Source organism: Mediterraneibacter gnavus ATCC 29149 (assembly GCF_008121495.1).
GTDB classification, from domain to species: domain Bacteria; phylum Bacillota; class Clostridia; order Lachnospirales; family Lachnospiraceae; genus Mediterraneibacter; species Mediterraneibacter gnavus.
Genome location: NZ_CP043051.1, coordinates 2,287,126 through 2,305,855 on the forward strand (window position 1 = coordinate 2,287,126; position 18,730 = coordinate 2,305,855).

The following is an 18,730-nucleotide window of genomic DNA, read 5'->3' on the forward strand; positions in this document are numbered from 1 at the left end:
AAGAGGTGAGAATATGGGAATGGGAGTAAAGGTAAAAGTCTGGGGAGATTATGCATTATTTTCACGTCCTGAGTTAAAAGTAGAACGATACTCTTATGACGTAATGACACCTTCGGCGGCGAGAGGAATTTTGGAAGCTATTTACTGGCATCCGGGGATGCGGTGGATCATTGATAAGATATATGTAAAAAATCCGATTCATTTTACAAGTGTACGAAGAAATGAAGTGAAGAGTAAGGTTTTAGCCAGTAATGTACTGTCAGCGTATAATGGGGGCAAGAAACCTCTTTATATAAGCAGTAAAGAAGAAATCGTTCAGAGAGCTTCTATGATTTTGACGAATGTGGAGTATGTAATCGAAGCACACTTTGAGATGACAGAGAAGGCAAATGAAACAGATAATCCAGGGAAATTTAAGGATATTATGATGAGACGTCTGAGAAGAGGAGAGTGTTATCATATGCCATATTTTGGATGCAGAGAGTTTCCGGCAAACTTTGCATTATGTGAGGAAGAGGAAATTAAGACCGCTTTTGACGATGTGCCTGAAAAAGATTTCGGATTGATGTTGTTTGATATGGATTATAGCGATAAAGAAAATATCAGTCCAATGTTTTTTAGGGCGGTTATGAAGCGTGGAGTCATAGATTTGCAGAATTGCGAGGTGATACGATGATTTTGCAGGCGCTTGCGAAATATTATGAAAACCTGGCAGAGGAGGGAAAGGTACCTAAGCCTGGATGGTGCAGTGCAAAAGTATCTTATCAAATCAATCTGTCTGAAGAGGGAGATGTAAAGGGAATCAGCTGTTTGAAGACAGAGGAAGAGCGGGGAAAGAAAACGGTTCAGGTTCCTCAAGTGTTTTTAGTACCTGAGATGGTTACAAGATCTTCGGGTGTATCTGCTAATTTTTTGTGTGACAATGCGAAATATTTACTTGGGATCAGCCAGGAAACAGATGAAAAAAGCAAAAAGAGAGCAAAAGAGTGCTTTGATGCTGCAAGGGAAAGACATCTATCTATATTGGCTCCGGGAAAAAGTACGATGGCCAAGGCAGTATACTTATTTTTTGAAAAGTGGAATCCTGAAGAAGCAATGGAACATCCGGAAATCAGAGATAATTGGGAAGAAATTACAGATGGAAGCAATTTGATTTTTGGAATGGACATGGATTACGCTCAGGATGATACAGAGGTCAAGGTGGCTTGGGACAGTCATAATTCCGGGGAGAGTAAAGATGTCCAGGGAATTTGTCTTGTGACGGGAGAAAGAGCAGAAATAGCAAGAATCCACAGAGGAATCAAAGGTGTTCCGGGTGCGCAGTCAAGTGGAGCGGCACTGGTTTCCTTTAATGCACCTGCGTTTGAGTCATATGGAAAGGAGCAAAGCTATAATGCTCCGGTAGGAACCTATGGAGAGTTTGCTTATACAACGGCACTGAATTATTTGTTATCGAACAGAACATATTCACTACAGATCGGGGATACGATGGTTGTTTTCTGGGCAGAAAGTGCAGAGACAGATTACCAGGCTGTATTTATGGGATGTATGGATTCACCTACAGATAATCAGGAGGAATTAAAGAGCCTTTTTGAACGGATACGGTTAGGACAGCCTGTAATATATCAGGGAAATGAATTGGATCCAGAACAAAGGTTTTATGTTCTTGGATTAGCGCCGAATGCGGCAAGATTATCCGTGCGGTTTTTCTATGAAAATTCATTTGGAAACATTTTGAAAAATATTTTTGCCCATTATAAGAGGATGGAGTTAATCAGACCCAAATGGGAACAGAAAGAGTATCTGAGCGTGAGGGAAATGCTGTTTGAAACGGTTAATAAAAAATCAACGGATAAAAAGCCAGTATCAAACATGGCTGCCATGACTTTTCGGGCAATTTTATCAGGCAGCAGATATCCGGAACGCTTGTATTCAGATACCTTGATTCGCATCCGTGCAGAGCAAGATGAAGGAAAACTTAATTGGAGAAGGATCGCCATTATAAAGGCATATTTAATGAGAAATCGTAACTGGGAGAAAGGAGAGGATTATATGGGATTGAATGAAGAAAGCAATGATATTGCGTATGTACTTGGAAGGCTGTTTTTTGTTTTGGAAGCGATACAGATAGAAGCAAATCCAGATATCCAGGCGACAATTCGAGACCGGTATTACAATTCAGCATGCGGAACACCTGCATCTGTATTTCCTATTTTGATCAAGCTCAAAAATAGTCATTTAAAAAAAATAGGAAGAGAGAAGGACGGAGCAAAAAAATATTATGAAAAACTTTTAGCTGAACTTATGTGGAAGATAGATTGTCAGAAAGGTTTTCCAAAACGATTGTCGTTGGAAGAGCAGGGAATGTTTGCAATCGGTTATTATCATCAGAAACAGAAAAAATATGAAAAAAGGGAGGAAAAATAAATGAGTGAAGTGATTAAAAACAGGTATGAATTTGTAGTTTTATTTGATGTGGAAAATGGAAATCCGAACGGGGATCCGGACGCGGGGAATATGCCGAGGATTGATCCGGAAAGTGGACTTGGGTTAGTCACAGATGTCTGTTTGAAAAGAAAAATCCGGAATTATATTGAGACGGTCAAAGAAGATGCAGAAGGCTATAAGATTTATATAAAAGATGATGTTCCTCTAAATAGAAGTGACCGTGAGGCATGTGCAAGTGTTGGAGTGGAGGAAACAGACGAGAAAAAGGTAACAGAATCTTTGAAAAAATTAAAGAAAAATGATGAGAATGTCGATGTCAAAATCCGGGATTATATGTGCCAGAACTTTTTTGATATTCGAACATTTGGTGCTGTGATGACAACGTTTGTAAAAGCTGCTTTAAATTGTGGACAGGTAAGAGGACCGGTACAGCTTGGATTTGCAAGAAGCATTGATCCAATTGTTTCGCAGGAAGTTACAATCACGAGGGTGGCGATTACTACAGAAAAAGATGCTGCGAACAAAAGTACGGAAATGGGAAGAAAGAGTGTAGTACCTTATGGACTGTATCGTGTAGAAGGGTATGTATCTGCGAACCTGGCTCGGAAAGTGACAGGATTTTCAGAGGAAGATCTTGAATTGTTGTGGGAAGCAATTATCAATATGTTTGAACATGATCATTCTGCCGCAAGAGGAAATATGGCAGTCCGGGAACTGATCGTATTTAAACACAGCAAAGAATTAGGAGATTGTCCGGCTTATAAATTATTTGATTCTGTGGAGGTGCGAAAAAAAGAGGAAGTAGAATATCCTAGAAGTTATAGAGATTATATTGTTGAGGTTCATGAGGAAAATATACCGGATTCAGTAGAAATGAAAAGGATGATTTGATGGAATATGCAGAAGATGATTATTTGATGTTATCAGGTATTCAACATTTTAAATTTTGCAGAAGACAATGGGCGTTGATTCATATTGAACAGCAATGGGCAGAAAATGTGCATACAGTTGTCGGGGAATTGATGCATAAAAGAGCACATGATCCGTATCTCGTGGAAAAGAGAAAAGATCTGCTTGTGGCAAGATCGCTTCCGATTGCTTCAAGATTGCTGGGAGTCAGTGGGGAATGTGATGTTGTTGAGTTTCACAGATGTGAAGATGGAGTAAAATTACACGGTCACAGAGGATTGTTTTCTGTTTATCCGATTGAGTATAAAAAGGGAAAGCCAAAAGTTACTGAGGAAGACAGACTTCAGCTTGCAGCGCAAGTATTGTGCTTGGAGGAAATGTTTTCTACAGAAATTCCAGAGGGAGCATTGTTTTATGGGGAAACAAGGAGGCGCGAGGTAATAACGATTACAGAGGAGTTGCGACAAGAAGTCATCGATATGTTTCAAGAAATGCATCAATATTTTGATAGGAAATATACACCGAAGATGAAATATAGTAAATCGTGTAATGCATGTTCTCTCAGAGATATTTGTTTACCTAGACTTGGAAAGTCGGGGTCTGTGAGGGCATATATTACTCAGATGCTGAAGGAGGAAGAGTAATGAGAAAGTTATTGAATACATTATATGTGACCTCTGAGAACAGTTATTTGGCATTAGATGGAGAAAATATTGTAATTCTTGAAGATTCGACTGAAATAGGACGCTTGCCTTTGCATAATTTAGAAGGAATAGTTTCTTTTGGATATAAAGGAACAAGTCCTGCACTTATGGGAGCATGTGCGGATCGGAATATTTCTTTGTGTTATATGACACCTCAGGGGAAATTTTTGGCCAGAGTAACGGGAAAGGTAAAAGGAAATGTTATATTGAGAGAACAGCAGTATGCCAGTACAAAAAGTGAAGAACAAAGTCTTGAGATAGCAAAGAATTGCATTTTAGGGAAGGTGCATAATGCAAGATGGGTGTTGGAACGTGCTGTTCGGGATCATAGTTTTCAAATAGATGTAGAACGAGTAAAGGCGGCATCTGAGTATTTGAAAAATTCTTTGGGATATATTCAAAATAGCCAATCAAAAGATCAGTTAAGAGGATATGAAGGCGAAGCAGCGAGTATTTATTTTGGAGTGTTTGAACAATTGATATTACAGCAGAAAAAGGATTTTAAATTTCAAGGTAGAAATAAAAGACCTCCAAAGGACAATGTAAATGCGTTACTGTCTTTTGTGTATACGTTGCTTACAAATCAGATTATATCGGCGCTGGAAAGCGTTGGTTTGGATCCGTATGTTGGATATCTTCATACAGAGCGTCCAGGTAGAGCATCATTGGCATTAGATTTAATCGAAGAATTAAGAGCAGTGCTGGCAGATAGATTTGTTCTATCACTGATTAATAAGAGGATAATTTCAGGTAAAAATTTTGTGACAAAAGAAAATGGAGCTGTATTGATGGATGATGATCTAAGAAAAAAATTGTTGACAGAATGGCAGAATAAAAAGAAAGAAACACTGACCCATCCGTATCTTAAAGAAAAGATAGAATGGGGAATGGTTCCTTATGTACAGGCCATGCTCTTGGCAAGATATTTGAGAGGGGATTTAGATGGTTATCCGGTATTTCTCTGGAAATGAGGCGAAAATGGGATGTTAGTGTTGATTACATATGATGTGAACACAGAAACAGCGGCTGGAAAGAGGAGATTGCGCCAAGTGGCAAAACAGTGTGTAAATTATGGGAGAAGAGTGCAAAATTCTGTATTCGAATGTATCTTAGATAATGCACAGTGTGTTATGCTTAAGGCAAAACTGACAGATATCATCGATGAAGAAGTTGATAGTTTGAGATTTTATTACTTGGGAAATCAATATAAAACAAAAGTCGAACATGTTGGTGTAGACAGAGGAATTTCGGCGGATGGAATTCTTATTATGTAACTGGGGTGCGGATGATAAGCAAACATAAAAATGCTGGGAGATTCGCACCAAAAAAATGCACAAAAATTAGTTGAAGAGGTGAAAGTTAGAGAAATATGATGAGGAAAAGAGAATGATATTGGTAGAATTGAGTAATATTAAAGAATATAAAGCCTAAAATTAGGCAAAATTGCTGTCACTCCCTTCGCGGGAGTGTGGATTGAAATATCATTTGCAATCAAATCACAGACGGAGCAGGCGGCAAGTCACTCCCTTCGCGGGAGTGTGGATTGAAATGATGTGTGGTTGAATCACGTTCGAGAACTGAGGGGTCACTCCCTTCGCGGGAGTGTGGATTGAAATCCCGGTGCCTTATCCTGTGAATCTACTCCATCACGTCACTCCCTTCGCGGGAGTGTGGATTGAAATAAATCTGGCGATCTCGGATTATATGAATATCGAGGTCACTCCCTTCGCGGGAGTGTGGATTGAAATAAACCTATCATTATCCGTATTTCCTTTCGATTCGTCACTCCCTTCGCGGGAGTGTGGATTGAAATTTGCAGATGTTTTGCTCGTATCGTCCAGAAACATGTCACTCCCTTCGCGGGAGTGTGGATTGAAATTATAAATCCGCCCAATTCTCCCTCTGCTACATCAGTCACTCCCTTCGCGGGAGTGTGGATTGAAATTTGTTGAATCTTTCTTGTCATTTGTTTCCTTATCTGTCACTCCCTTCGCGGGAGTGTGGATTGAAATCTGTCGATTATGAGCCGGGGATTGTCCAAAGACGTCACTCCCTTCGCGGGAGTGTGGATTGAAATAGTGAATAATCATCATTTAACACAGTCTGGAACTCGTCACTCCCTTCGCGGGAGTGTGGATTGAAATAGAACTTAATCAAAAAGAAAGGAGTGATTGATACGGTCACTCCCTTCGCGGGAGTGTGGATTGAAATCTCATCGGTCAGAATAGAGTCATTGAACTTGCAAGGTCACTCCCTTCGCGGGAGTGTGGATTGAAATAAGGTGATGCAGGGGCTTACGTGGGATGAAGTGGCGTCACTCCCTTCGCGGGAGTGTGGATTGAAATATTCCACGGTACAGCTTGTTTTTGAGTTTCGGAAGGTCACTCCCTTCGCGGGAGTGTGGATTGAAATCCCATCCCGTGTGTTTAGGGATCAGGTCGGGAAAAACGTCACTCCCTTCGCGGGAGTGTGGATTGAAATGTCTTAGGTTGTTTAAGGTGTGTAACCATCCACGTCACTCCCTTCGCGGGAGTGTGGATTGAAATCTCGGTATACTGCTGCCGATAGTCTCCATACAGGTCACTCCCTTCGCGGGAGTGTGGATTGAAATAGCATAACCTTCCAACTTTTCCTCTACGCCTGTGTCACTCCCTTCGCGGGAGTGTGGATTGAAATCCCCAACTGTAGCATGGCATATCCTTTCCAAAGTGTCACTCCCTTCGCGGGAGTGTGGATTGAAATGAAAGTACGGCACAAGAAATCCACTTGAGATTGTGTCACTCCCTTCGCGGGAGTGTGGATTGAAATCCAGAGTTTTTGATCTCCTGCGGATATTCTGGGCGTCACTCCCTTCGCGGGAGTGTGGATTGAAATTCAACATTCCATAGCTAAAATCAATACCATAGGCCGTCACTCCCTTCGCGGGAGTGTGGATTGAAATATGGTTGTGAGTGATATCGTAGCTTACCGGAACGTCACTCCCTTCGCGGGAGTGTGGATTGAAATAAGTTCCGGTTGCCAGAAGGGATGATCCTGACAGTCACTCCCTTCGCGGGAGTGTGGATTGAAATATGTCACGTTCGATTGTGTATTCGAACGCATCCAAGGTCACTCCCTTCGCGGGAGTGTGGATTGAAATCAGTCCATAAGCGCAAGCTCCGGATACTCTTCCAGTCACTCCCTTCGCGGGAGTGTGGATTGAAATCAAACATACCAGTTGTACATAAATTACTATCACAAGTCACTCCCTTCGCGGGAGTGTGGATTGAAATCAGGCGGGACTTTCGGATAATTGGATCCATTAAGTCACTCCCTTCGCGGGAGTGTGGTGGTATATGTGGTGGACGGGCTGCCGGAAGATGCCGATGATTTCCGGTATCCGGGAGATGCGATCGAACCGGAAATACAATCGGAGTTGGAACGTGCATTAAGCGGGGAAACGGTATTGCCGGAGAAGATTCTGGATACAGACTGGGGAAATATTTTTATTGCTTATTATCCGTTGTATAATGAATCAGGAGAAGTCATCGGTGCACTTGGAATAGAAGTTGCGGCAGATATAGAAGCCGAGGCGGTACATGACAAATCCATTATACAGAGACATGGCAAATACTGATTTTATGACAGAACTAAAGAACAGAAATTCTTATGAGACAGACCGGCAGAACCTGGATGCAAAGAAGAAATGGAATGGCCTGACAGTGGCAGTGATCGATGTGAACAATCTGAAGCTGGTAAATGATCGGCTGGGGCATGCTGTGGGTGATGATTGTATTGTGAATGCAGCACGGGTCCTGCAGAGTGTTGAATCTCAAAAAGTTACGGCGTATCGATACGGCGGAGATGAATTTATACTATTATTAGAAAATTATTCGGAACCGGAAAAGCTTCTTGTCCGTGTAAAAGAAAAGTTTGCAAAATACGGGGATAAATAGGAAGTGCCTGTTGCTCTGGCAGCAGGTTATGCATAGTTTGACGAAAATTTGGATCAGGAGATTGCAGATACACAGAGACGTGCAGATGAACAGATGTATCAGGATAAGATGAAAATCAAGAGATCGCAGGAAAAGCGGAATAATGTGGAGAATGGTCACGGATGTTAAAACATGAGTGGCCGTTTTTTTATCTTTTATGATACAATAACAGCATCAAAAAACAGGGAGATCACAATGACAATTGGAATTATAGAAGATGATAGTCTGTTGAATCAGGCATTGGAAATTGCGCTGCAAAATGCAGGATATTACACCATATCTGCACATACAAGAAAAGAAGCGCTTGATTTATTACGGGAAAAGGTGGATGTGTTTCTCATTGACATTGGTCTGCCGGATGGAAATGGAATCGAGTTGTATCAGGAATTACAAATGGAGAAAAGAATTCCGGCAATTTTTTTGACAGCGCGGGATGAAGAAAAAGAAATGCTGCTGGCATTTGATGCTGGTGCGCAGGATTACGTGGTGAAGCCATTTTCCATGAAGGTATTGATGAAGCGGTGGAAGTGGTATTAAAGAGAAATCCTGAAGAAAGGTATATGGTAGGGGAATTGACGCTGTATCCGGATAGAAAACAGGTTTTTACAGGAAAAACAGAAATCTCTCTGACAGCCAAAGAATATCAGCTCCTGGAATATCTCATGCGGAATCAGGGGCAGGTGCTGACAAAAGAAAATATTCTGGAGACAATCTGGGGTGTGGACGGACAATTTGTAGTGGACAATACAGTCAGTGTCACGATCAATCGGCTGCGCAGGAAAATAGAACCGGATGGAGAACGGCAGGGATATATTCAGAATGTATTCGGACTGGGGTATCGGATTGGAGAGAAAGAGCGATGAGATGGGAAACTGTGGCGCTACTGGTTTTCGGATTTTTATGTGGGATGACGGTGATGTATATTCTGAACAGAAGACAGAGAATACAGGAATTCAATAAAATCGCAGAAATTACAGAAGATATTTTAAATGAAAGAAAGGTGCAGGCATTTTCAACAGGAGAAGAAACGCTGTACTCTAAATTGGAGCATCAGCTGGTGCGTGTGCAGGAAATGCTTCAGGGCAGGAGTGAGGAAGCGGAGAGAAGCAGGGATGAAATACAGAAACTGATCTCACAGATTGCGCATCAGATGCGCACACCGCTGATGAATATGGAAACATATATTGGTTTTCTGGAGGATGGGAAGGAACAGATGTCAGAGGAGTTGTTTTTTCAATCCGTTGACGCATTGAAGAACAGTCAGGGAAAATTAGGGTTTCTTGTGGAGAGTTTTATCCGAATGGCGCGGCTGGAGCAGCATATACTTCAGATAAAAAAAGAAGAGCCGGATCTTTTAAAAACAGTAAGAAATGGATTTGGACAGATACAAAGAAGGGCGGAGGAAAAAGAGATTCAGTTCCAGATTATTCTGCCGGAACAGGTGACTTGTCTGCATGATCCGAACTGGTTGGGAGAGGCGTTTTATAATATACTGGACAATGCAGTAAAATACAGTGAGTACAAAGGACTGATCAAGGTGGATGTCCAACAGAAGGAAAGGTTTGTGAAGATTCAGGTGCGGGATTATGGGATTGGGATTGAACCGGGAGAGGAAAATGCAGTTTTTCAGCGATTTTATCGGGGAAAACGTGTAACGACCCAGGATGGCTTTGGAATCGGGCTGTATCTGGCAAGAGAAATTGTCAGCAGGCATCAGGGCTTTCTTATGATCAGAAGAAAAGAAAAAGGAGTATTGATAGAAATAAATCTTCCTTCCGGATTGTTAGAAGTTTGTTAGATTTTGTATGTATACTAACAGCGAAAAAGGAGGAAGAAAATCATGGAAATGGTAAAAGCGATCGGGCTGAAAAAATATTATGTTACAGACAGCTATGAAGTCCATGCATTGGATGGAGTGACATTTTCGGTGGAAGATGGAGAATTTCTTGCAATTGTGGGAACCTCAGGTAGTGGAAAGACAACACTTTTGAATTTGCTTGGAGGTCTGGATGTTCCGACAGAAGGCGGTGTCTGGATCCGCGGAAAAAGCTTGAAAGATATGGTAGCAGAAGAGCGAACCATATTCCGCAGACGAAATATCGGATTTGTATTTCAGCAGTACAACCTGGTTCCCATGCTCAGTGTGTATGAAAATATTGTACTTCCACTGTGGCTGGATGGAACAGGGATCGACCAGGAACTCTTTGAGGAAATCGTGATGCTGTTGGGAATTCAGAATCAACTGGAGCGGCTGCCCGGAACGCTTTCCGGAGGACAGCAGCAGAGAGTGGCGATCGCCAGGGCATTAATGACAAAACCTGCAGTTGTACTGGCAGATGTAAACTGAACCCCATGTGCTTACTGTACATAGCGTGTACACAGTAGGATTACATGACAATATAGGTACATGATACACAAGTAATGAGAAAAAATGTGTATGGAGTAGGAAGAAGGTATTGATTATAATGGTATCGTAATTTAAGACACTTCAAGAGACATTTCTTAATGAATCTGATATACTGTAAACACTACAGAAAGAAGGATTATTATTATGTCTCGAACAAGAAGAAATTTCTCTGCCAAATTCAAATCAGAATTAGTGATTGAACTGCTCAAAGGAGAAAAAGACTTAAATACAATCGCAACCGAAAACAATATTCAGCCGAATCTTCTCCGCAACTGGAAGAAGGAGTTCCTCGATAAAGCATCCGTGGTTTTTAATGACACACGAGAGGATAATCTGAAAGAAAAACTCGCTTTAGAACGCAAGGAAAAAGCTGAATATGCGAAAAAAGTTGGCCAGCTCACCATGCAGGTGGATTGGTTGAAAAAAAAATCTGAAGAAACACTTGGACCTGACTACGAGAGTAAATTTAGTCCAAAACCTTTTGAAGACTAAAGAACTTCCAGTTAAAACAGGAGCTACACTTCTTGATATCAATCGTACCAGTGTTTATTACAAGGGCATGCCCATATCTCAGGAGGAGTTGGATTGCAAATCGATCATAGATCGATTACACACGGATAATCCGGCCTGGGGAGCACGACAACTGTCTGCTCAACTGAAGAAGCGTGGGCATCAGGTTGGTCGCCGGAAAACGCGCCGTTATATGAATGAAATGGGGATTGATCCAATTTATCCAAAAATGAACCTTTCTAAACGTATGCGACAGGCTAAAGTCTGCCCGTATCTGCTACGTAACGCCGTTATCGACCGTCCAAATCAGGCATGGTCAATCGACATTACATACATCCCCATTAAGCGTGGATTTCTGTATCTGACCGCTGTGATTGACTGGTACAGCCGCTGTATCGTTGGCTGGGAAGTCGATGATACTCTGGATACCAGAATGGTCATAACTGCGTTAAAAAAGGCGTTTATAGTGGCAAAACCTGTTATCCTGAATTCAGATCAGGGCTGTCAGTTTACAAGCAATGAGTACATGAATTTCCTCAAAGAGAACCAGATCCGTCAAAGCATGGATGGTAAAAGCCGGTGGGCTGACAATATCATGATTGAACGATGGTTCCGAAGCTTCAAGTACGAGGAAGCATATCTGACCCAATATAACAATATCAGAGAAGCACGGAAGGCAATCGGTAAATATGTGCACACTTACAACTTTGAACGTTGTCATTCTGCACTCAATAATCAAACACCGGCATCCTGCTATTATCCGATTCTGTTACTGGATGATCATGCAGCCTAAGGGGGGATTTTCTCCCCTACCCAGTTACATATATCAGTTCATTATAAAAAGCTTAGATTTTTGTCTTGACAACTGAACCACTATAGGCGCAGGGTGCTGTTGAGCTGTGGCAGACCAGAAAGAAGAACAACTGCCCGGTCTTTGGAATCCATTTCAAAGTTGAACGGCATTTTTAAGTCATTGAGCACTGCGTTTCCGATATAGTTCGCTTCATCTATGATAATGACAGGCGTCTGTCGTTTTTCAAGTACGAGACGGTTGATCTCATCCTGGATGCTCTTGAAGTTATCGGTCTTGCGGAATGCAGGCTGGGCTCCGAGCTCAGTGGCAAGGTTCCGGTAAAAATCATTTACGGTCAGGGTGGAAAGACTGGAATACATCACTTTATAAAGGGAAGTGTTCAGTCCCGAAGCCCAGTTCCTGACTGCGGTGGTCTTTCCCCTTCCGGCGCTTCCGGTGAGGAGCCCGAAACCTTTTGTGGTAAGCAGGTAGTCCAGCCGGAACAGAACCTCCTTGTACTCCTGTGTTTCTACGAGGACTTCCTTTGAGTTTTTCAGGAAAGGATTGAATTCCAATCCGTATCTTGCAGTATAATCCATGCTCATTCGTCTCCTTTACATAAGTGTACTTTTTCTCTTTTTATCAATGCGTTTTCCGTTTTGTTCAGAAGTCGGATCGGGGTTAGTGTTCCATCCGATTCCACGATGAAGATCTCTTTCATATCCGGAGAATAGCGCAGACGGATGCGCTGCCGTGCAAAACGGTAATCAACTTCGTATTCAATCTGGTCGATGACGATCACACTGTCAGCAGATACCCGGCGTTCAATCTCCAGAAGGAAGTTTTGGGTGATGTCTTCCTCAGAAAGCCTGCGGATCTGTTCCGGTTCCGAAAAGAAGCGGTCCTGTGGGGACAGCCCGTGGAGGGAAGAATGGGGGGATTGGTTGTATCTCTGGACAAAAGCATGCAGGCTTCCCCTCAGTTCTTCCAGTGAATGGAAATCCCGCATATCAAGGGCTGCCATCCACTGATCCTTCATGGTCCGGAACCATCGCTCGATCTTGGCTTTTCCGGTAGGAGTGTATGGCTGGCAGTAACTGAGTGTTGTACCGATCCTTGCAGCCAGGAGTTCCATTTGTTTGTTCTTATAAGATTTCCCATTGTCAAAGTTGAAAACTTTGGGGCGCCCGTACTTTGCTATGGCTGATCTCATAACGGACATCAGATTGATAAAGTTATCATTGTAGAACACATCGATCCCGGTAATGAACCGGCTGGCATCATCGATCAGGGCAATGATATAGATCCGGTGTTTTTTGCCATCCGAATCTGTAAGGCGGGGACCGACGCTGCTGTCCCCGCACCAGACCTCATTGATATGAGGGCGTTCATAGCGGCGCATATCCTTGTTCGGTGTCTGCCGCAGTTCCGACTGAAGCCGTTTCACAAAGCGGCTGACGGTGGATTCGGATACCTGTCCGTTTATTACAGAGCCATCGGATTTCAGCTGCCTGTAAATAGCGGCCGCAGACATGCGTGGATAGTTGGTCTTGAAATACCGGATTCTCTCCTGAAGTTCTTCGTCAAGCTTGCGGCTCATGCCGGCATCTGAGCGCCCTTTCGGGACGAGACCTTCAAAACCATGGTTCTGATAGTCCAGATACCATTTTTCAATGGTGGCGGGAGCATAATGATGGAGCTTCCCATCGGGTTCCATGAGTCCTTTTGCAGAAATTTCCGTGTAAAAAGCGGTCTTGCTTGGATAACGTTCATCAAGTCCTGCAATAATCGGTGCGATGGCGCCATAGCGCATCAGTGCGATTTCCTGTTGTTTTTCTTGTTTCATAGATTTCATCTGCCTCCTTTTTCTAAAGGATAAGGGATAAAACCAGACCTGTCGTGTAAGGTTATGTTGGCAGGATAAAAAGTTTATTGGAGGTTGATTTAATCTGCATGAACTGTCTGGAAAAGAGGGAAAAGCATCCTGAAATCAGGCTGGGGATATCGGGGAGGTAAAGCCTCATGGAGAGCAGCCGCTGCTTCCAATGTAAGCGGTAGTTCCGGATGATGGATTTCAGGTTGTTTTCATCCACGAGGTATTGTTCTTCCAGTATGTTCCGGAATCCGGTTTCATGTTCATAAGCCTGAATCAGACGGACGTGCAGGGCCAGGGGGATCTGGGAATACGGGACCATGGATGAAAGCAGTAATGCATGGGTATGTCCGCAGATTTTGCAGTACACACGAACAACGGAAAGGGAGAGGATCCTGTCAGCAAGCTGGATGCTGCGTTTATAAGAGCCATGACGGATGAGACAGCCGGAGTGACCGCAGACACATGAAATAAGGTTCAGATCAAGGGAATCTATTGTTTTATTGTAAAAATCCTGAGAAATAAGGTTGTAGTTTTCTGTTTTAACTGTTATCATAGGTATGTATGAATGTAGCGAGAGCTATGTTTAGGTGAAGGCAGAAACTAAACTTTGGTAGGGGAGGTTTCTGCTTTCTTAATTTCATGGTTACAAAACCATATGATAACACAAGAGGTCTCAGGATAAAACAATTTGATGGAAAATACGTCAGATTCCTTTATTCTAAGACCTCTTTTATTACGCCTTAAAGATGAAAAATAAGTTTGTTATAGTGTGCTTGATAATACCATTTTCAACTATTCAGTACAGGATACAATGACTGTTCTACACTTTAAGCCCTTGTTTTGAGGTGAATATTTAAAGAAAAAGCCCAAAAATCAATAAATTAGGGCTTGAAATTATAGGAAGGAGTGTTTGATGGTATGTATTTATTTGATGAACAACCTATAGTCGCAAATAAAACTCTTGCAAGAGAATTAGGATTAAACGAAGCGCTTGTACTACAGCAGATCAATTATTGGATAGAAATAAATAAAAAATCGGGAAAGAATTACCATGATGGGAAATACTGGACATATAATTCAATTCGAGCATGTATACCCTAACCCGGATAAACCGGAAAAGTTATTTTTATTTTCTACCCCTTGTGTTATTCTAAAGAAAAAGGGGGTTTTTATATGTTACTCACTGATAAATACGCTGATAAAATTCATGGCATCATTACCTGTTATGACCGCATGATCATTCAGGGATATATCCCAAACTGGAGCCATGCGGAAGCAATGACTGCCTATATGAAACTCAACGGTATCCGTATTTTTGATTATCCCACCAGTTTCTCCCAGCCCCTTACGGAACAGGTCCGTCAGAATGCGGAAAAGATTGATCACGAAAATGGAATGGAAATTGAGTTCATCCGAAAACTCCATGCTTTTCGAAAAGATGACCGCATCCAGAACATCATTGCCGAAACCGGAAAAACGGAAGGTCTGATCCATATCTTTTCTGCTATGGAATGCTGTAATACCTACAGGCCCTGGCATGATAAAACAACTGGGAAGACCTTCCTGAAGTTTGACCAGAGCAAGTGTCTTCATTACTATTTCTATTTTATCGACAGGGAACTTGGCCTTTGCTATCTTCGTGTCCCTACATGGCCGCCTTTCCGTCTTCAGTTTTACATGAACGGTCATAACCTGCTCGCCTATAAGCTTGATAAAAAACAGCTTTCTTACCGGATGCAGGACAACGCGTTCCTTGAAATCTCCGATATTGAAACTGCTCAGAAACTTTCTGACCGTATCAACCCGCAAGGGCTCCATAAAGTTCTCGATGTCTTTGCCAGACGCTACAGTCCCGTTCCGGAATCTCTCGGGCTGGGTTATACCTGGACGGTTCAGCAGATCGAATGTGCCACGGATATCATGTTCCGTAAGCCGGAATACCTGGCACCAATCTATGATGAAATCATCCACACTGCGATATATACTGTGAAGCCTGACAACATCGCCACTTTCCTTGGACAGCGAATCACTTATAACTGTACCAAAGAGATTGGCACAAACTATAATCAGCGCATCCTCGGAACGAGGATCAAGCACCACATGGGTGATGTGTCCATAAAAATGTATGACAAGTTTGGCTGTGTACTGCGAATTGAAAGCACCTGCAATGATATCAGTACGTTCCGTGTGGAGCGGGAAGTTCAGCATAGGGATGGAACATCCGATATTCGGAAAGCCCCTTTAAAAAAGAGTATTTACAGTTTATATCAGTTATTCACAATCCTGAAATCTACGAATTACAGATACCTTGAATTTATCTCATCCTTTGATGATCACAGCAGCGGCAGGAAGAAATTGGATGAAGTCAGTCATTCCCGGAGGGAAAAGGAACGAACCTATCGCGGATTCAACTTTTTTGATTCCCGTGATCTGTCTGTACTGGAAGCTATCAGCAAAGGGGAATACATGACATTCGGGATACAAGGAAAACAGATCCGCCAGCATCTTCCGAAAATCACTCCGTCTGCCATGACAAGGATCTTTAAACGTCTGAAAGTCCATGAACTGATTGAAAAAATCCCAGGATCCTATAAATATTTGATAACGGCTCTTGGAAAAGAGATCATAGCTGCTGGTTTATCGATAAAAAACCTTATCCTTGTTCCGGCCTTACGTCTTGATTTTCCTGATGCCGAAATTTTGCCATTTTGCGTAGAAAATCATTTATAAGTGGCCTAATGAATTATACCATAGTTTGGAAAAATAAAAAATTATATTTCATCAACGTTTCATAAAAGGTGTGTAGAATGTTATTGAAAGTAGATATAAAATGCTATTGTGTAAAAAATAAAGGAGGAATAATTTATGAAAAAAATAGTATCAAGAGGAGCATGCCTATTACTTGCATCATGTTTGAGCTTAAACGCAGTTGGGTGTCAAAAAAGTAATGAAAACAATAAAATTAAAGAAGGACAATCCATAAGTTCTGAAGAGGCAGGCATGTCAATTAATGCAAATGGCAAAAATGAAACTTTTAAGCCATCAGATTATACATTGGAGGCAAAGAAAGAATATGTTTATGAATATTTAGGGCTTGAATTTAAACTCTCAGACAAATTTAGAAATTATATAGCTGATAAAAAGATAGCGATGTTAGATGATCAAAGTCCTATAGATAAAGAACTAAAGTATGCTATTTTGACATTTGAAAAAATGACAGAAGAACAAAAAAATGCAGTTATAGAAAAGATGGGCGATGGATATAAAAATTGGCAAAATGAGCTTGAAAGAATTGGGACTATTGGTATATTCGAAAAAAATACATCAGAAGAAAAAATATCTAAAATTACAAAATGTGATACTCATACTAAAATAGGAGTTTCAAGTGATGGAAAATACGATTGCTATTTAAGCACAAATAGCGGAGCTGAAAGTAATCTTCTGGATGAATTAAAAAGAACTGAGATTCAAATTATAGATAAAAAAGAACGTCCTGAAAATGGTTTTGTGCTATCAGAAAAAACTGATTTAGAAAATACAGAAGCATTTAACAAAGAATCGGTTAAAGATTTACGTAAACTATCAACAAAGGACATAAATGGCAAGGATTTTACAAGTAAAGATTTTGAGAAGTATGATCTTACTATGGTAAATGTATTTGCAACTTGGTGTACAGCTTGTGTAAAGGAAATTCCTGATTTGGTTGAGGTTCAGAATGAAATGAAAAGCAAGGGTGTAAATATCGTTGGAGTTGTTACAGATACTGTTGATGATACCGGTGAAAACAAGGAAGCAATTGAAAAGTCAAAGTTAATACATGAAAAGACAAAGGCTTCATATCCTTTCTTAATGCCAGATAAGACAAACTTTAATGGTAGATTGAATGGTATACAGGCTATGCCAGAGACTTTCTTTGTTGATAGTAATGGAAATATTGTAGGTGATACTTATTCTGGGGCAAAGAGTGCAAAGGAATGGAAGCAGGTAATTGAAAAAGAATTGGAAAAAATAAAAAATAAATAAAAGTAAAGCGGTGATTGGTATATGGTTAATAAATTTTTAAAAAGCCGTGCCTTGTCTTTATTAATTATCTTTATTAGTATGGCGATGATTTACTATGGTCATAGTAATGGAGAAACTAAAGTTGTCTTGGATAAGGCGATAAGAATTTGTATGGAGTGTATTGGAATTGGATAGAATTAAAAATATTATAAATGGTAGTACAAAAAAAGATAAATATAAAATAAGAGATCGTTTTAGGCATTTATTTCAATCCGTTTGGTTTTTAATTACTAATTCCTACTTTGAAGGGTTTAAGACTGGTAAAATCTACGGTGGGAATTTAAAGAAAATTTGTGTTCCAGGTATGAATTGTTATTCATGCCCGGGAGCAAAAGGTTCTTGTCCAATAGGATCACTACAGGCAGTGATTGGAAATTCAAAATATAAGATTAGTTATTATATAGTTGGGATTTTGTTTTTTATAGGAGCATTGGTGGGAAGATTTGTTTGTGGATGGCTGTGTCCATTTGGATTGATTCAAGATTTGCTACATAAGATTCCCTTTTTTAAAAAAGTTGAAACATTTAAGTTTGATAAACATTTGAGAAAATTGAAATACATAATATTACTTGTATTTGTAATAATATTACCTTTATTTTTGGTTGATATTTTAGGTCAGGGTTCTCCGTATTTTTGTAAACTTATTTGTCCGATTGGTATGCTGGAAGGAGGATTACCACTTGTTTTATTAAATAAAAGTATGAGAAATGCGATAGGTTTCTTGTATTATTGGAAAGGAATCATTCTAATAGTTACTTTGTTACTTTCTATAATTATATATAGACCTTTTTGTAAATATATATGTCCACTTGGAGCTATTTACTCAATTTTTAACCCTATTTCAATATTTAGATATAGATTGGATACGGATAAGTGTATTAATTGTGGAAAATGTAAAAAAGTTTGCCAAATGAATATAGATCCAGTTGAGAATTGCAATCATCTGGAGTGTATCAGATGTGGACGATGTAAAAATGCTTGTCCAGTGGATGCAATTAGTTATGGAGTAAGAAAATAGAGAGGAGTAGTTAGGAAACCAATATAGTG

Annotated in this window: 19 protein-coding genes, 2 pseudogenes and 1 CRISPR repeat array; of the genes and pseudogenes, 19 read left to right on the plus strand and 2 right to left on the minus strand. The window is 40.8% G+C overall.

Features of this window, described 5'->3' with window-relative positions; genetic code table 11:
• Positions 1–13 precede the first annotated feature (13 nt).
• The 13 genes and pseudogenes from cas5c (at position 14) to FXV78_RS11400 (ending at position 11,745) form a co-directional block, all read left to right on the plus strand.
• Entirely contained in the window at positions 14–676 is a 663-nt protein-coding gene (cas5c, locus tag FXV78_RS11345; protein WP_004612295.1) for a type I-C CRISPR-associated protein Cas5c, read from the plus strand.
• Positions 673–2,427, plus strand: coding sequence for a type I-C CRISPR-associated protein Cas8c/Csd1 (cas8c, locus tag FXV78_RS11350; RefSeq protein ID WP_004612294.1), 1,755 nt, complete (start codon positions 673–675; stop codon positions 2,425–2,427). Before cas5c ends, cas8c begins: the two co-directional genes overlap by 4 nt.
• On the plus strand, positions 2,428–3,339 hold the full coding sequence (cas7c, locus tag FXV78_RS11355; RefSeq protein WP_004612293.1) for a type I-C CRISPR-associated protein Cas7/Csd2: 912 nt from the start codon (positions 2,428–2,430) through the stop codon (positions 3,337–3,339). It abuts the gene before it with no gap.
• Complete coding sequence (cas4, locus tag FXV78_RS11360; protein WP_004612292.1) at positions 3,339–4,001, plus strand: CRISPR-associated protein Cas4; 663 nt, start codon at positions 3,339–3,341, stop codon at positions 3,999–4,001. The genes cas7c and cas4 overlap by 1 nt, the downstream gene beginning before the upstream one ends.
• A complete protein-coding gene (gene cas1c / locus FXV78_RS11365; protein WP_004844676.1) occupies positions 4,001–5,032 on the plus strand; it encodes a type I-C CRISPR-associated endonuclease Cas1c in 1,032 nt (343 codons plus the stop codon). Before cas4 ends, cas1c begins: the two co-directional genes overlap by 1 nt.
• Before the next feature lie 12 nt (positions 5,033–5,044).
• Positions 5,045–5,335 (plus strand): CRISPR-associated endonuclease Cas2, encoded by a 291-nt coding sequence (cas2, locus tag FXV78_RS11370; protein WP_004612290.1) that lies wholly within the window; start codon positions 5,045–5,047, stop codon positions 5,333–5,335.
• A gap of 174 nt (positions 5,336–5,509) precedes the next feature.
• A CRISPR array of direct repeats spans positions 5,510–7,398; the repeat unit is 32 nt; unit sequence GTCACTCCCTTCGCGGGAGTGTGGATTGAAAT.
• 3 nt (positions 7,399–7,401) lie between these two features.
• A complete protein-coding gene (locus FXV78_RS11375; RefSeq protein ID WP_131588787.1) occupies positions 7,402–7,677 on the plus strand; it encodes a PAS domain-containing protein in 276 nt (91 codons plus the stop codon).
• A complete protein-coding gene (locus tag FXV78_RS11380) occupies positions 7,640–7,996 on the plus strand; it encodes a GGDEF domain-containing protein (RefSeq protein WP_233447374.1) in 357 nt (118 codons plus the stop codon). Before FXV78_RS11375 ends, FXV78_RS11380 begins: the two co-directional genes overlap by 38 nt.
• A 234-nt stretch (positions 7,997–8,230) precedes the next feature.
• A pseudogene (locus FXV78_RS18860) lies at positions 8,231–8,898 on the plus strand (response regulator transcription factor).
• Positions 8,895–9,833 carry a sensor histidine kinase gene (locus tag FXV78_RS11390; protein ID WP_004844664.1) on the plus strand — a complete coding sequence of 313 codons (939 nt, stop codon included), beginning with the start codon at positions 8,895–8,897 and terminating at the stop codon, positions 9,831–9,833. Before FXV78_RS18860 ends, FXV78_RS11390 begins: the two are co-directional and overlap by 4 nt.
• Before the next feature lie 42 nt (positions 9,834–9,875).
• A pseudogene (locus FXV78_RS11395) lies at positions 9,876–10,373 on the plus strand (ABC transporter ATP-binding protein); the annotation flags it as partial.
• Between the two features lie 213 nt (positions 10,374–10,586).
• Positions 10,587–10,934: a transposase gene (locus FXV78_RS18295; protein ID WP_004615306.1), complete on the plus strand. Its 348-nt coding sequence runs from the start codon at positions 10,587–10,589 to the stop codon at positions 10,932–10,934.
• Complete coding sequence (locus tag FXV78_RS11400; RefSeq protein ID WP_004841748.1) at positions 10,924–11,745, plus strand: IS3 family transposase; 822 nt, start codon at positions 10,924–10,926, stop codon at positions 11,743–11,745. Before FXV78_RS18295 ends, FXV78_RS11400 begins: the two co-directional genes overlap by 11 nt.
• 80 nt (positions 11,746–11,825) lie before the next feature.
• On the opposite strand, the gene FXV78_RS11405 is transcribed toward FXV78_RS11400, so the two are convergent.
• Complete coding sequence (locus FXV78_RS11405; RefSeq protein ID WP_233447375.1) at positions 11,826–12,344, minus strand: ATP-binding protein; 519 nt, start codon at positions 12,342–12,344, stop codon at positions 11,826–11,828.
• Between the two features lie 2 nt (positions 12,345–12,346).
• On the minus strand, positions 12,347–13,600 hold the full coding sequence (locus FXV78_RS11410; protein ID WP_004844662.1) for a DDE-type integrase/transposase/recombinase: 1,254 nt from the start codon (positions 13,598–13,600) through the stop codon (positions 12,347–12,349).
• Positions 13,601–13,958: 358 nt separating this feature from the next.
• Between FXV78_RS11410 and FXV78_RS18465 the strand changes: the two genes are divergently transcribed.
• The 6 genes from FXV78_RS18465 (at position 13,959) to FXV78_RS11435 (ending at position 18,701) form a co-directional block, all read left to right on the plus strand.
• Entirely contained in the window at positions 13,959–14,087 is a 129-nt protein-coding gene (locus FXV78_RS18465; RefSeq protein WP_004844660.1) for a hypothetical protein, read from the plus strand.
• Between the two features lie 452 nt (positions 14,088–14,539).
• Positions 14,540–14,722: a hypothetical protein gene (locus FXV78_RS18975; protein ID WP_004844659.1), complete on the plus strand. Its 183-nt coding sequence runs from the start codon at positions 14,540–14,542 to the stop codon at positions 14,720–14,722.
• A gap of 72 nt (positions 14,723–14,794) precedes the next feature.
• Positions 14,795–16,351 carry a MarR family transcriptional regulator gene (locus FXV78_RS11420; protein ID WP_148844610.1) on the plus strand — a complete coding sequence of 519 codons (1,557 nt, stop codon included), beginning with the start codon at positions 14,795–14,797 and terminating at the stop codon, positions 16,349–16,351.
• A 135-nt stretch (positions 16,352–16,486) separates the two neighbouring features.
• Positions 16,487–17,644, plus strand: a complete 1,158-nt coding sequence (locus tag FXV78_RS11425; protein WP_004844656.1) for a TlpA family protein disulfide reductase — start codon at positions 16,487–16,489, stop codon at positions 17,642–17,644.
• Between the two features lie 84 nt (positions 17,645–17,728).
• Positions 17,729–17,818, plus strand: coding sequence for a CD1871A family CXXC motif-containing protein (locus tag FXV78_RS19050; protein ID WP_258143362.1), 90 nt, complete (start codon positions 17,729–17,731; stop codon positions 17,816–17,818).
• Positions 17,811–18,701 carry a 4Fe-4S binding protein gene (locus tag FXV78_RS11435; RefSeq protein WP_004844655.1) on the plus strand — a complete coding sequence of 297 codons (891 nt, stop codon included), beginning with the start codon at positions 17,811–17,813 and terminating at the stop codon, positions 18,699–18,701. The genes FXV78_RS19050 and FXV78_RS11435 overlap by 8 nt, the downstream gene beginning before the upstream one ends.
• Positions 18,702–18,730: the final 29 nt, after the last annotated feature.

What these genes read in the sequence shown, in the direction of transcription:
- cas5c (WP_004612295.1), top strand. Translation starts at nt 14, where the DNA reads ATGGGAATGGGAGTAAAGGTAAAAGTCTGGGGAGATTATGCATTATTT.
- cas8c (WP_004612294.1), top strand. Translation starts at nt 673, where the DNA reads ATGATTTTGCAGGCGCTTGCGAAATATTATGAAAACCTGGCAGAGGAG.
- cas7c (WP_004612293.1), top strand. Translation starts at nt 2,428, where the DNA reads ATGAGTGAAGTGATTAAAAACAGGTATGAATTTGTAGTTTTATTTGAT.
- cas4 (WP_004612292.1), top strand. Translation starts at nt 3,339, where the DNA reads ATGGAATATGCAGAAGATGATTATTTGATGTTATCAGGTATTCAACAT.
- cas1c (WP_004844676.1), top strand. Translation starts at nt 4,001, where the DNA reads ATGAGAAAGTTATTGAATACATTATATGTGACCTCTGAGAACAGTTAT.
- cas2 (WP_004612290.1), top strand. Translation starts at nt 5,045, where the DNA reads ATGTTAGTGTTGATTACATATGATGTGAACACAGAAACAGCGGCTGGA.
- FXV78_RS11380 (WP_233447374.1), top strand. Translation starts at nt 7,640, where the DNA reads ATGACAAATCCATTATACAGAGACATGGCAAATACTGATTTTATGACA.
- FXV78_RS11390 (WP_004844664.1), top strand. Translation starts at nt 8,895, where the DNA reads ATGAGATGGGAAACTGTGGCGCTACTGGTTTTCGGATTTTTATGTGGG.
- FXV78_RS18295 (WP_004615306.1), top strand. Translation starts at nt 10,587, where the DNA reads ATGTCTCGAACAAGAAGAAATTTCTCTGCCAAATTCAAATCAGAATTA.
- FXV78_RS11405 (WP_233447375.1), bottom strand. Translation starts at nt 12,344, where the DNA reads ATGGATTATACTGCAAGATACGGATTGGAATTCAATCCTTTCCTGAAA.
- FXV78_RS11410 (WP_004844662.1), bottom strand. Translation starts at nt 13,600, where the DNA reads ATGAAATCTATGAAACAAGAAAAACAACAGGAAATCGCACTGATGCGC.
- FXV78_RS18465 (WP_004844660.1), top strand. Translation starts at nt 13,959, where the DNA reads ATGGGTATGTCCGCAGATTTTGCAGTACACACGAACAACGGAAAGGGA.
- FXV78_RS18975 (WP_004844659.1), top strand. Translation starts at nt 14,540, where the DNA reads ATGTATTTATTTGATGAACAACCTATAGTCGCAAATAAAACTCTTGCA.
- FXV78_RS11420 (WP_148844610.1), top strand. Translation starts at nt 14,795, where the DNA reads ATGTTACTCACTGATAAATACGCTGATAAAATTCATGGCATCATTACC.
- FXV78_RS11425 (WP_004844656.1), top strand. Translation starts at nt 16,487, where the DNA reads ATGAAAAAAATAGTATCAAGAGGAGCATGCCTATTACTTGCATCATGT.
- FXV78_RS19050 (WP_258143362.1), top strand. Translation starts at nt 17,729, where the DNA reads ATGATTTACTATGGTCATAGTAATGGAGAAACTAAAGTTGTCTTGGAT.